The sequence below is a fragment of the Psychrobacter sp. Ps3 genome (genome assembly GCF_022129275.1).
Lineage (GTDB): Bacteria > Pseudomonadota > Gammaproteobacteria > Pseudomonadales > Moraxellaceae > Psychrobacter > Psychrobacter submarinus.
In genome coordinates, this window is the sequence record NZ_JADQAL010000043.1 from 9982 (window position 1) to 23471 (window position 13490).

Below are 13490 nucleotides of genomic sequence, written 5' to 3' on the forward strand. Positions count from 1 at the left end.
GCGACGGTGACGGTAGTGTTAATCCTGGTGACAATGACAACCAAGATAACCCTGGTGATGCTGCATTCCCAGGTCAGCAAGATAAGAAGTCTTCAGTAGTAGGACAGCAGTACGTACGTGGTTCTTCATCTAATTTTGATAAGACAGCATCAACCAATGCGAATTCAGAAGATACTGGTAACGCAACTGTTGTAGGTTTCCAAACTCTGCAGAATGAGAGAATGACTAATATTGTTGTTGCTCAATATGCTGATGAAACAAATCAAGATGCCTCTGGTAAGGCTAACCAAGTAAAATATATCCTTGGTGCTGATCCAGTAGAAGAGCCAAGCGCTGACGATGAAAATTCTATCCAAGCAAACAACGATGTTGACTTTGAAGTGGATGGTAACGGTCTAAGTCCGTTTGTTACTGTTAATAAAACTCAAGAGGGTGCTGGCGCTCCTTCTTACGAAGTTACCGGTCAAGAAGCTAGAGTAAAAGCTGATAATAACTTCTATACAGAGAATGCAACATCTGCTGCTGCTGAAGGTAACGATGTAAAAGTATTTGGTGCTTTATCACAAGCAACTGATGCACTAAATGATGATGCTACAGCATTCAATAGTGCACAGTACTTGGTAAAAAATGCATCAGGCCAGCAACTAGCATTGAATCCAGTTACTGACGGCTCAGGTGAAGGTCTAGATGGAAAGTACAATGTAGGTGGGATTAAACTTAATAATGTTCAGTATGGCCGTGTGACTGGTGATCTTGATAACTTAACCAGAACAGATATTGAAGGTCTAAATTACATTACTGCTGATTTTGCAGATAAAGCCTATGAAGGAAACACTAAGTTTACTGATGTTTATTTCTATCGTGGCCTTAACGAGACTAGCCTAGCCGATATGGCAGCTTTACAAACCAAAGGCGGTGTTTACCAGTATGCTGGTCATGCCTTAATGTATGGTATTGACAATAGCTACAACGGTGAGCAAGGTAATGGTCAGTCTAACTCTGTAGCTTTCGGTAATGTTGGTGATGCGATTGGTAATTTCGTACAAGCAGAATATGATGCAGGTAATGCTAAAGTTACAGGTAGTGTATATAATGTTTGGAATAAAGGTGCCGAGAATGGTCGTTTTGAACAGGTTGATCTTGTAACTTTCAACGGTGATGTAGTAGGTAACTCTATCGTTGGTGGCGAAGCAGACCGTACTTATAGTACAGGTAACGACAAAGCAGCTTTCAAGGGTAGTTTCTTTGGTAAGAATGCAGAAGAATTGGGTGGTTCATTTAACTCAGTTACAGAAGGCTATGACGAAGCGAAATGGGGTGGTGTATTTGGTGCACAGCAACTAGAAAAACCATCAACTCCAGATCCAGATCCAGTAGATCCAGTTGTGCCACCAATCAACGCTGTTGAATAATTAATATCGTTTGATTAGTTTTTTATGCAATAATGAACGACCACCAATAGGTGGTCGTTCTTGTATCTAACGATTAAAATTTTACTAATTGGAACATTTATGCAATATTTTCGTTATTCTACAATGCATAGTTCTTTAGCATTAGTCATTGGTTTATTTGGTATGACTGCATATGCAGAGAATGCACCATTAGCACCCCAAGACCGCTCACCAGAAACTTATGCAAAAGCAACTGGTGAAGTACGTATAGAAAGTCCTGATACGCTTTCTACAGAATTGCCTTCAGATAACTCTGGCCCAACGATGTCTAAAGAAGAAAGCAAGGCTTATCTCAAAGCTAATCCTGAAGAATTTGAAGAGCTTTTAGGCACTTTGCTTAGACAAGGTAATGCGGAATCTTTGGAAGAGTTACTCCCTGTATATGAACAAGTCCCTAATTATGATCCCTCAGTGATTGATTGGGGTAATGCTATTATTCAGGCTAAAAAAGGCAATTTAGATGAATCAGTTAGAATATATCGTAAGATAAATGCACAACTACCTAATGTTAAGGTCTTAAGATTCCAACTGGCAATGGCATTATTTTATAACCGTCAATTTGTAGCAGCTGAGTCAGAATTTGAGAAGCTACGCACTGAAATTACTTCAGAGTCGGATAAGAAAGTCATTAACGAGTATATTGAATCTATTAACAAACAGGGTAGTTGGGACTTTAATGCCTCGGTTTCTTATATTGACGATAATAATATAACGAATGCTCCAAAGCAGGGTACAAAGTTAGACTTAGGTAATGGAACAGGAATAACTTACACCTCTCCTAGAGAAACAGGTAAAGGCTTAGATGTAAGTGTATATGGTGACAAAAAGTGGCTTTACGATAACAAAATGTTCACTGCTTTGCACTTAAATAGTTATGGAAAGTATTATTGGGATAATAAGAATTATAATGATATTACGGCCGGTGTCGGAGTAGGAATAGGTTACCAAAATGCTATTACAGAAGTAGAGTTAGTACCTTTTTATAATAAGCGTTGGTATGCACAGGGTAGTAATGGGGATGGTGACTTAAAAAGTTACGCTGACACAACAGGCCTGAAAGTTAATCTTAACCAATGGATTAATCCAAAAATGCGATACCAAGGGCTATTAAGTTATTCTCAGTCAGATTATATAGATCGTTACGACTATAATGATGGTAATGATTGGCTACTAGCTAATACTGCAGTTTACTTTCCGAATGGCCAACAATTTCTGACATTTGGTGTCGATTATGCCAAAAAAAGTGCAGAAGATAGTTCAGTAGCTTTTGATCGTCCAGGTGTAAGATTGGGATGGGGACAAACATGGCCAAAAGGCTATACCACTAAGCTTGATTTTGGTTACGCTGAGCGTAATTATGATGATGAAGACTTCTTTGGTATTCAACGCGAGAACAAAGAATATAGGGTTGGTTTGACTGCATGGAATAGAGCCTTTTCTGTATTTGGTCTAACACCGAGGCTTAGCTGGAACTACAATAAAGTAACCAGCAATTCGCCTTTTGAAGAGTACGATAAGAACGATGTTTCAGTTGAATTGACTAAGACGTTCTAATTTAGCTATCTATACAGATAAGAGATATTAACTTATGCGCCGCTCTCTTCCACTTTTTATAGGATTGCGCTTTACCCGCTCCGAAAGCTCTAATAAGTTTTTATCTTTTATCTCATCAGTATCTATGGCAGGTTTAATACTTGGCGTAGCAGCATTGATTGTTGTAACGTCAGTATTGAATGGGTTTGAAGAAGCTTTATCTAAGAAAATTTTGGGTATGGTGCCTCAAGCTGCAGTTTATGCATCACAGCCGTTAGATGACTGGAGTAGCTTTGCTAAAGTCATAGAAGATAATGATTCTAATGTGATTAGTACTGCACCCTTTGTTCAAGCTCGAGGTATGTTGTCATTAAACGGAGAGGTTAATAGTACAATAATAAATGGGATAGAGCCCGTCTCTCATACTGATGTCTCTATTCTAAAAGAAAGTATGATATCTGGTGATATTGATAGTTTGAGCTCTGGTAGTGGTAATATTATCTTAGGTAGGTATGTAATAGAGAAATATGGTTTAAAGCTTGGAGATGAAATAGGTATTATTATCTCTAGTCCCTCTAATTCTACAGTTGGCGTGACACCAACTTTTCATAGTTATAAGCTTACTGGCGTGTTTCATGTGAGCCAAGAGATAGATAAGTGGATGAGCTATATCGCTATGGATGATGCTTCTGACGTAGTCAATTTGAAGCATGGTGCTGCTGGTATTCGGCTTAACTTAACAGATGTATTTCTATCTCAGGATGCCGCCAAAAATGCGTTAACTGCGGTCACCAGTAACGCCTCAGTATTGCAAAATAGTTCTTCAGAACTGACTTTTTCCAGCGGAGACTGGACTCAAACTCATGGAAGTTTGTACAGTTCTATTCGTATGCAAAAAACCATAATGTCGTTATTGTTGTTCTTAATTATCTTAGTGGCAGCCTTCAACGTTATTTCAACACTGGTAATGAGTGTTACAGATAAAAATGCAGATGTCGCTATACTCAAGACTTTTGGTGCTTCATCCAGATTAATTTCACGTATATTCATAGTTCAAGGTATGATTATCGGTATAAGCGGTGTGATGATTGGCACAATACTTGGTACTGTACTTGCCCTAAGTGTTCCTAGTATATCGGCTTGGGTAAACACGACATTTAGCTTAGGATTATTTGACAATTACTTTGTTGAAGCACTGCCTACTAAAATTAAAAGTATAGATGTATTTATTATACTGATTTCCGCTTTTGTTGTTGTTTTATTATCGACCATTTATCCTGCTTATAGTGCAGCCAATATTGAACCGGTAAAAGCACTAAAAGGCGAGTAGGATATTATTAATTTACATATAGCTATTGGCCTCTTTTGAGTCTAGTAAATGGCATTTCTCCAATGACAAGGCCAGCACTGAAAAAGCCGGCTCAAAAGTCACCAAGGTAGATGGAATGCTGACGTTACTGGGCAAGACCAAGCCGATTACTCTAATCGTCACTAAATTCAATTGTTATCTCAGCCCGATACTAAAAAATCTGTATGCGGCGGTAATTTCACGATGACCATCAATTGCACTAATCGGGGTATTAGTAAATATCCCCTGCTCGGCATCACAGAAAAGGTTGAGTTGAATATTCAGGTTGAGACGGCAAGTGAGTAGGTTAAAGGCTTTGAAGTTGAAAAAAATCAAGAGTGTTTATCGCTAATAAAAGTAATAAAAAGTATTTTTCCTAATTGCAATGTCAACAAAAAGAGCCAAGACTTAAAAAATAAGTCTTGGCTCTTTTTGCGTAGAAGAATTCTTAGGTTCGTTGGTTTACCCAGCTTTTCTATGTTCTCCTCAGTCTAGTCCAGTTTTTACAAGTTTAGTTTTTACTCAATAATTAAGTCATCAAAACTTCACTATCCAATCCTTTCTAATATCAAAACCTTACTAAGATGAATTTAATTCATCTTATGTTTAAATAGTATCGTTTTTATTCATGTAATAGTTTAGGTATGATTCATCTCATACAGAAATTTGGTTTTATCTCAATTAATGAGAGTAGATTAAGGTAGCGGATTATCATGAGTAAACAGTTTACATATTCCATCTCGAGCATTCGTTTTGATGAACACTATCAGCCTGCCGACAGCACGCGACTAACGACCAACTTTGCCAATCTAGCGCGCGGCGTAAACCGTCAAGACAACCTTTGTAAGACACTGACAATGATAAACAATCGCTTTAATGATCTGGCGCATTGGGATAATCCCAACGCCGATCGTTATTCGGTAGAAGTGGATATCATCTCAGCTGACTTAGACGTGGCAGGCGACGGTCATACTTTCCCCAGTATCGAGATGCTACAAACCACGATTGTCGATCACAAGGATAACTCCCGTATCAGCGGTATGGTCGGCAATAGCTTCTCATCCTACGTGCGCGATTATGACTTTAGTATTGTGCTACCAGAGCATTTCGAACAAAACCCAGGCACACCGCCCGCAGACAGCTTTGGTGTGCTGCATGGTAAGCTGTTTCAGCATTTATTGCGTTCAGAGGCTTACCAATCTCAGTTTGATAAGCAGCCAGTGATTTGCTTGAGTGTGTCCAGTAAGAGAACCTATGTGCGTACGGGCAACCAGCATCTGGTATTAGGGGTGGAGTACCAGCAGGATGAGTATTCGTTAACCGATGATTATTTCCATAAAATGGGTCTTACGGTGCGCTACTTTATGCCGACAGGAAGCGTAGCGCCATTCGCATTTTATTTCGCCGGTGATTTGCTCAGTGACTACAGCGATCTGGAGCTGATTAGCGCGATTGCGACGATGGAGACGTTCCAGAAGATTTATCGCCCTGAGATTTATAATGCCAACTCCAGAGCAGGCGCGGTCTATCAGCCCAGTCTCAATTACCAAGACTACTCAAAGACGCAAGTGGTGTATGACCGTGAGGAGCGCAGCCAGATGGCAGTGAAGCAAGGCAAGTTCACCGAAGAGACATTTATTACGCCTTATCAAGATATCCTAGATGAGTGGGCAGCAGGCTTTGCGGTAGACAAAAGCGCTGATGAACAAGTGGCTTAATAGAGCTTTAGATATTAAATATTACGATACAAAAGATGAGATAACATGCATATATTATTACCAACTTCAACCGCAGGAAGCTTGCCCAAACCCTCATGGCTGGCAGAACCTGAAAAAATTTGGTCACCTTGGGCATTAGAAGGTGATGAGTTAATAGAGGCAAAACAAGACGCCTTACGTCTGACCTTACAAGAACAGCAACATGCAGGGATAGATATCGTCAGTGATGGCGAGCAAACCCGCCAGCATTTTGTCACTACATTTATCGAACACTTAGACGGCGTGGATTTTAACCAGCGCGAAACCGTGCGTATCCGCAATCGATATGATGCCAGCGTACCGTCAGTGGTGGGTGCCGTGAGCCGTCAAAAACCTGTGTTTGTAGAAGATGCCAAGTTTTTACGTAAGCATACTGACAAGCCGATCAAATGGGCGCTGCCCGGCCCGATGACCATGATCGATACGCTGTATGATGGTCACTACAAAAGCCGTGAAAAACTGGCATGGGAGTTTGCTAAAATTCTCAATCAAGAGGCCCGCGAGTTAGAAGCAGCAGGCGTGGATATTATCCAATTCGATGAGCCGGCGTTTAACGTCTTTTTTGATGACGTCAATGATTGGGGCATTGCGACACTAGAGCGTGCTATAGAAGGACTTCAATGTGAGACAGCAGTACATATCTGCTACGGTTACGGCATCAAAGCCAATAACGACTGGAAAAAAACGCTGGGCTCAGAGTGGCGTCAGTATGAGCAAGCCTTTCCTAAACTGCAGCAGTCAAAGATCGATATCGTCTCATTAGAATGTCAAAATTCGCGCGTACCGATGGATTTGATTGAACTGATTCGCGGTAAAAAAGTGATGGTTGGTGCAATCGATGTCGCCACTAATGATATTGAAACTCCTGAGGAGGTAGCCGATACGCTACGCAAGGCCTTACAGTTTGTCGATGCGGACAAGCTGTATCCCTCGACCAACTGCGGTATGGCGCCGTTGTCTCGTGAGGTGGCACGCGGCAAGCTACATGCGCTGAGCGCTGGTGCGGCAATCGTGCGGCAAGAGCTGAGCGTTTAGCAAAACTTAACAAGTTTTGGCTTGTTTAAGCTTATGAGTGGCCTCAGTTAACAAGGTACTTATAGATTTAACGTTTCTCAGGATTGTAGTAATGATAAAAGATATGATTGAAGCCACTGATTTTAGAGATGCCATGGCGCTATTGCCCACGGCGGTCAATGTGATCACCACCAATGGTCCGTCAGGCACTCATGGGTTTACTGCCTCGGCGGTATGTAGCGTCACTGATACACCGCCGACACTGCTGGTATGTATGAATCAAGCGGCGCGCTCGCATGGGCATTTTGTGGATAATAAAGTCTTGAGCGTCAATGTGCTTGGTGCCCAGCATGAACACTTATCCAATGTGTTTGCCTCAAGGCTAAGCTCAGATGAGCGCTTCGAGCAAGGAGTTTGGACTGAGCTTGTGACAGGCGCGCCTATCCTGAAAGATGCGCTAGTGAGCTTTGATTGTGAGATTGAGCACATTCAAGAAGTGGGTACGCATAGTGTGCTGATGTGCCGAGTGGTCGCTATCAAACCTCCAGAAGCCCCAAGCGGGCAAGATGAGAGTTTAGTGTATTTTAACCGTGCTTATCATTACGTCGGTCAAGTTGAGCTTGTATAAGTCATAACTGGCATTAGGGCGTGTTGAACATTCGACCTTGGCACTGACAGAGACTATTTTTTAGGCGATTTGCAGATAAAAATGGTAAGTTTAGTCGTTCTAAGCGTCTATTTTTATCAATAAAGCGGCAAAAAAGAGTCCTGTCCCTGCAGGCTGATGCTAAAATCGCCCTAGTCGTTGCGACTGTTTAAATAAAATCAGCTAGCCAATGCAATAAGCATTATCTGCAATTTTCACTTAGACTAGAGCGATTTTAGCTATCAGCAGTGCGCATTTGTGAATATTCAACACGCCCTAATATAGAGCACTTGCTCAGAAAATAAATCTATATAAGAAGACACTATCCCGTGGAACTAATCATTTTTTTAATCATAGGTGCACTAGCAGGTTTTGCGGCCGGGCTTTTCGGCGTGGGCGGTGGCACCATTATCGTACCGCTGTTATTTATCGTCTTTACCCAAATGGGCTACGATGCCGATACCATTATGCATCTGGCTTTGGGAACGTCGCTTGCGACCATAATCGTCACTTCGATCAGCTCCTTGATGGCGCATAATAAAAAGGGCGGCGTCATCTGGCCGGTCTTTAAAAATCTAGCACCTGGTTTGGCGCTAGGATGCTTTTTGGGAGCAGGGATAGCAGGGCAAATATCAGGGTTATATCTGCAGCTGATTGTCGGGGTGTTTTTACTGTGGGTCGCTTATAGAATGTTTACCGCTGGTAAAAGACGTACACATATGAGTGATGCAAGTCATACGCCTGTGGTATTACCGTCTAAACCCAAGCAACTTGCGGCAGGTGGTATTATTGGTGTGGCTTCGGCCATTTTTGGTATTGGCGGTGGCAGCTTAACGGTGCCGTATCTCACCCGTTATAATGTGGTTATGCAAAAGGCGGTAGGCACGTCGGCGGCGTGTGGTTTGCCTATTGCCATTGCTGGTGCGCTTGGCTTTATGTTCTTTGGTATGCAGCAGCAAGTTGATGTACCCAATACCATTGGCTTCGTGCATATTTATGCCTTTTTGGGCATTGCGAGTATGAGCTTTTTTACCGCTAAAGTTGGGGCAAAAGTCGCTCATATGCTCTCACCGCCACTGTTAAAGAAATGCTTTTCGGTATTGTTATTCGTAGTGGGACTTTATTTTCTTTATAAAGGGTTGGTTTGAAGGTAGCTTGGGCTTAGGAGGATTTCCAATCAATGCTTTTAGAGTGATTGGAATGAAAGGGCTTTATTGAGGTAAAGCCTACGTATTGCGCGGTGCAAACATAATAATAGCCATACCTAGCAGTGCCACTGATGTCCCTAATATATCCCATGTCGTTGGCCGAATACCATCGACCGCCCATAACCACAAAATTGCGATCGTGACATACACGCCACCGTAGGCGGCATAAACTCTGCCAACAGCGGTTGGATGTAAAGTTAGTAGCCATACAAAAGCGGCCAAACTAAACGCACTAGGGACAAGAAGCCATATAGACTTACCTTCTCTTAGCCATAAGTAGGGTAAATAGCAGCCTACAATCTCTGCTAATGCCGTAACGGCAAAAAGCCCAACGGTTTTTAATTCAGACAAAACACTTACCTCTTTAGTCATTGGTGTTGTGGCGTTAGCGTGTATCGTCTCACTATAAAAACACTTTCAAAAAACACACTATTATGCACATTAGATCTTTACTAATGACCTGAACCTTCAACACTCTCCACCCAATCAAACGCCTCCAAAATGTTCATCCATTGCTCATCTAATCCTGCTTGTATGAGTAAAGGCTCACCGGTGACGGGATGACTAAGCGCTAAACACTGCGCATGTAGCAGCATCCGCGTACACTCATATTGACTACGAAAAAATCGCGTATGCCGTATGTCGCCATAGCTGGTATCACCGATAATAGGGTGAAAGACATGCTTCATATGCCGGCGCAGCTGATGCTTACGCCCTGTCTTAGGTATCAAACGCATAAGACTATAGCGGCTAGTGTCATGCTTTCTTGATACCGCAAATGGCAACTCTATTTGAGCCAGACGTTGCCAATGGGTCACTGCTTCTTGGGCAGGCTTGTCCAAATTGGCAAACTTGTCAGCGATGGCATCGGGCTTAAAACTTAATGCATAATCAATACTACCTTGCTCTGACATAAACCCGCGCACCACGGCTAAATATTGCTTGGTGACCCTGCGCTCCGTAAACGCCTCGGTCAGACTGCGCGCCACAGCAGCGCTTTTAGCGAAGAGCAATACCCCTGAGGTCGGTCTATCCAGTCTATGTACTGGAAAAACATGACAGTCTACCGCATCACGGGTCAGCTGCAAGGCAAAGCGTGTCTCACCCTTATCTAGCCAGCTTCGATGCACGAGTAGACCAGCCTCTTTATTGATTGCTACCAAAAATTCATCCTCATAGAGGATCTCTATTGGATCGCTGTGTTGGTCAGTGTTGCCGTTGTCGTGATCCATATTCATATCGTCAGCGCCCATACTGTAGAGACTATTATTATATATCTACTGCCTTTTATACCTATCGTCTTTACCGCATTGATAACGGCATAGTAAATTTGTGTCCTGTCTATAAGTTATAAACAAATGTACGATAATATAAAGGTATCGAGAAGTTGTTGGATTTTCCCATTTTTATAAAAAAATCCTCCACCATCTATTTTGTATAAGATAGCGGAGGATTTAGCACGTCACTATAAGTTTTGAAATAAACGATATTTACTAATAAATTACTGTCAGCGAGTAATAAAGTATCATACTGAGACTATCGTAAAGTATTGATTTTATTAGACCTCATTTTCTGCAAAAATAAATAAACCATCATACTCAAATCTAAAATTTTATTACAGCTGTTCTTCTAGAAGTAATAAAGTATCATACTGATAAAACTCTTTAATACTGAATGCTATCGGTTAATAATAGTAGTCTATGAATAAGAAGTTATAATCTTTCCCGCACGATCTACATCACCAGTTTGAATAAACCGATACCCGTGATTATAAAAAGCAGAATCATTGCATGGCCTATGACCAAATTTACCACAATGAATTTCAGAAGCATGACTATAGCTTTTTACAGCCCAATGTTAAGTATGATCTTGTTAGATTTTTTGCGAGCCGAATCATAATTTGTTAGGTGTTAATGACTTCTTGATCAAGAGGTCATTAATCTTATTATAATCACTTAATTTTTAAATATTGGAAGCATTAAAAAGCTTGCCAATACTATACATAGCGTTGGCAAGCTTTTCCTAGTCTGGTATTTTACTGAGATGATGTTTTTAATACTAGCGTTTGAGTATGGTTTATAGAATAAGGTTAGGTAAACATACACCACTAGAATGTGTAATATTATAACGCACCCAGCCGTCTCTAATAACAATAGTTACTCAGACGCTAATCACCTAATCAATTAGGTGCTATGACTATAAAAGCCTATCAGTATTGGCTATACCTCGTTAACAATAAAAAAAGATGCTCATACGATATGGTATATAGCGTGAGCATCTTTTTTTAATCTAGCACATTACTTAGTTGACGTTATCAACACTGGGGTTTATTTTACACAAAGAATGTGATACTTGCCGTTCTCGACTTCCACGCCATGGGTATCGTGTTCAAAGCCTGGGAACTTATTATCAAATGCTTCTAGCGCCTTTAAATAAGATAAGATAGGACCATCTGAACCACCCGTATTCTCGCCTGGCATAAGTATTGGAATGCCTGGTGGATAAGGTACAACGCCTGTCGCCACAGTACGATTTGCTATATTATCCAATGCTAAGGATTCTATCTCATTGTTTACCAAATTTTCGTAAGCTTCCGTAGGTGATAAGTCGGGTGTAGGTAAAAAGGAAAAGCCCGCCGCCATATTGGCAGTAGTTTTTAGGTCACGCATGGTTGTAAACATATCGTTACATAGGTCTTTTAAGCCCATATTTTGATAGCGTTTAGGATAGGCTTTGACCAATTCTGGCAATGCTTGTTCTAGCCGTACATTTTTATCATAGTCTCGTTTAAAATTGCCCAATTCGCTTATCAAGGTACCCCATTTGCCTTTGGTGATACCCAGAGAAAACAAAAACAAAATGGTAAAATCGATGGTTTTTTCCACTTGAATACCATTGTGAGATAAATAGCGGGTAACAATGGTTGCAGGAATGGCGGGCATATCGGCATCGACATAAGTGCCATCAGCAGACATACCTGGCATTAATACGGAGACCTTAATAGGGTCTAGCATCGCCCAATTGGCAGGAATATTACCAAACCCATGCCAAGGTGCGTTGGCTTGTAGCACCCAATGCCGACTCGATGAGGTCAATTCACTGGCATTGATGGTGTGCAGATTATCTGGTTGCCAACCATTGAAAAACCAATCATCTTTTAGCTTTGCATCAGCATAAAATTTGGCAAGCATTTGTCGAAATGCTACTGCCTCAGCGATACTTTCTGACATAAGCGTTTTACCGCTATTGCCATCCATCATAGCAGCTGCAACATCATTAGAAGCAATAATTGCATAATTGGGACTGGTCGACGCATGCATCATAAAAGATTCATTGAATCTGGCATGGCTTACTGGCTTACGCCCATCACGTACATGAATGTAAGAGGCCTGTGATAGAGCAGCGAGGAGCTTGTGCGTCGATTGCGTGGCAAATACTGTCGGGGCATTTTGGTCACGTGGCTCATCGTGCATGGCGAATCGACCACGGTACATAGGATGAAATTTGGCATATCCGTACCAAGCCTCATCAAAATGCAAATGGTCACAGCTACTACCGAGTAATTTCTCTAGCTCGCTCACGTTATAACAAATACCATCGTAAGTAGAGTTAGTAATAATTACGTGTTTCGGCTGTTTATCCACAACTTTTTGTGCTAGGGGGTTGTCTAAAATACTTTGGCGAACGGCTTCTGGCGTCAATTTTTCTGGCAAAATAGGTCCGATTATACCTAATCCATTGCGACTAGGCACCAAATAGCTAGGAACAGCCCCGCTAAGGGTAATCGCATGTTCTGCTGACTTATGGCAATTTCTATCAATTAATGCAATCTGACCACGCGTCACACTTGCCATCATAATCACACGATTAGACGTAGAAGAACCGTTGGTCACGTGATAGGTGCGATCAGCACCAAACACCTGTGCAGCGTATTTTTCGCTCATCCCAATAGGACCGCTATGGTCGAGTAGTGACCCAAGTTCCCCTACAGAAATAGACAAATCTGACCGTAGCATATTTTTGCCAAAATAATCGCTAAAAAATCTGCCAACAGGATGCTTCATAAAGGCAACTCCACCATTATGCCCTGGTGTATGCCAAGAGTATTCATGGTTTTGCCCAAATTTTACCAAAGCATTGAACATGGGTGGCAGTAACCTGTCGCTATAACGATTTATCGCCGCCTCGATACGGCCACTAATGAATTCTGGTGAATCTTCTAATAACCAAATATAATCGTCAAATTCAGAAATTAAATCCGGGTCAATACTTCCTGCAGTACCGCGATTGGAGCACAGAAAAATTGGTAAATCATTGCGATGATGACGAACCAAAGTCACCAAATCAGCTGCAGGGTTTTCTTTGGCATCTTTGCCCGGTAAGTCCCAATCTATTAGTACAAGTGTGATAGCACTATCAGCAAGCACAATACTTTTACCATCCTCAGCGTTATCTGCTAAAATGACCTCGATATTACGTGAGCTATGCTGAATAAACCGTACAACTAAACTTGGTAAACTAAGCGTATTAATC

10 protein-coding genes are annotated in these 13490 nt (G+C 41.5%); 7 read left to right on the forward strand and 3 right to left on the reverse strand.

The window, feature by feature from the left end:
* The 7 genes from I3248_RS10825 to I3248_RS10855 form a co-directional block, all read left to right on the forward strand.
* Positions 1–1412, forward strand: a 1412-nt coding sequence (locus I3248_RS10825) for a transferrin-binding protein-like solute binding protein (RefSeq protein WP_238063712.1), incomplete at its 5' end; no start/stop codon positions are given.
* A gap of 99 nt (positions 1413–1511) precedes the next feature.
* Entirely contained in the window at positions 1512–3005 is a 1494-nt protein-coding gene (locus I3248_RS10830) for a surface lipoprotein assembly modifier (RefSeq protein ID WP_238063713.1), read from the forward strand.
* A 34-nt stretch (positions 3006–3039) separates the two neighbouring features.
* Positions 3040–4314, forward strand: a complete 1275-nt coding sequence (locus I3248_RS10835) for a lipoprotein-releasing ABC transporter permease subunit (protein WP_238063715.1) — start codon at positions 3040–3042, stop codon at positions 4312–4314.
* A gap of 731 nt (positions 4315–5045) precedes the next feature.
* The gene (locus I3248_RS10840) at positions 5046–6050 is read left to right on the forward strand and encodes a DUF1852 domain-containing protein (RefSeq protein ID WP_238063717.1); all 1005 of its coding nucleotides are present in this window, start codon (positions 5046–5048) and stop codon (positions 6048–6050) included.
* Positions 6051–6095: 45 nt separating this feature from the next.
* Entirely contained in the window at positions 6096–7124 is a 1029-nt protein-coding gene (locus tag I3248_RS10845; RefSeq protein WP_238063718.1) for a methionine synthase, read from the forward strand.
* Positions 7125–7227: 103 nt separating this feature from the next.
* Positions 7228–7731, forward strand: a complete 504-nt coding sequence (locus tag I3248_RS10850; protein ID WP_238063724.1) for a flavin reductase — start codon at positions 7228–7230, stop codon at positions 7729–7731.
* A 347-nt stretch (positions 7732–8078) separates the two neighbouring features.
* Positions 8079–8897 (forward strand): sulfite exporter TauE/SafE family protein, encoded by an 819-nt coding sequence (locus I3248_RS10855; RefSeq protein ID WP_238063726.1) that lies wholly within the window; start codon positions 8079–8081, stop codon positions 8895–8897.
* Positions 8898–8975: 78 nt separating this feature from the next.
* Here the strand turns inward: I3248_RS10855 and I3248_RS10860 are convergent, their stop codons facing one another.
* The 3 genes from I3248_RS10860 to I3248_RS10870 all read right to left on the reverse strand — a co-directional run.
* Positions 8976–9308: a YnfA family protein gene (locus tag I3248_RS10860; RefSeq protein ID WP_025646793.1), complete on the reverse strand. Its 333-nt coding sequence runs from the start codon at positions 9306–9308 to the stop codon at positions 8976–8978.
* A gap of 101 nt (positions 9309–9409) precedes the next feature.
* A complete protein-coding gene (gene truC / locus I3248_RS10865) occupies positions 9410–10195 on the reverse strand; it encodes a tRNA pseudouridine(65) synthase TruC (RefSeq protein WP_238063728.1) in 786 nt (261 codons plus the stop codon).
* A gap of 1089 nt (positions 10196–11284) precedes the next feature.
* The coding region (locus tag I3248_RS10870) for an Orn/Lys/Arg decarboxylase N-terminal domain-containing protein (RefSeq protein ID WP_238063729.1) at positions 11285–13490 on the reverse strand (2206 nt) is incomplete at its 5' end.

Excerpts from the sequence above, each read along its gene's own strand:
- I3248_RS10845 (WP_238063718.1), top strand. The coding sequence starts at position 6,096 with ATGCATATATTATTACCAACTTCAACCGCAGGAAGCTTGCCCAAACCC.
- I3248_RS10850 (WP_238063724.1), top strand. The coding sequence starts at position 7,228 with ATGATTGAAGCCACTGATTTTAGAGATGCCATGGCGCTATTGCCCACG.
- I3248_RS10830 (WP_238063713.1), top strand. The coding sequence starts at position 1,512 with ATGCAATATTTTCGTTATTCTACAATGCATAGTTCTTTAGCATTAGTC.
- I3248_RS10840 (WP_238063717.1), top strand. The coding sequence starts at position 5,046 with ATGAGTAAACAGTTTACATATTCCATCTCGAGCATTCGTTTTGATGAA.
- I3248_RS10835 (WP_238063715.1), top strand. The coding sequence starts at position 3,040 with ATGCGCCGCTCTCTTCCACTTTTTATAGGATTGCGCTTTACCCGCTCC.
- truC (WP_238063728.1), bottom strand. The coding sequence starts at position 10,195 with ATGAATATGGATCACGACAACGGCAACACTGACCAACACAGCGATCCA.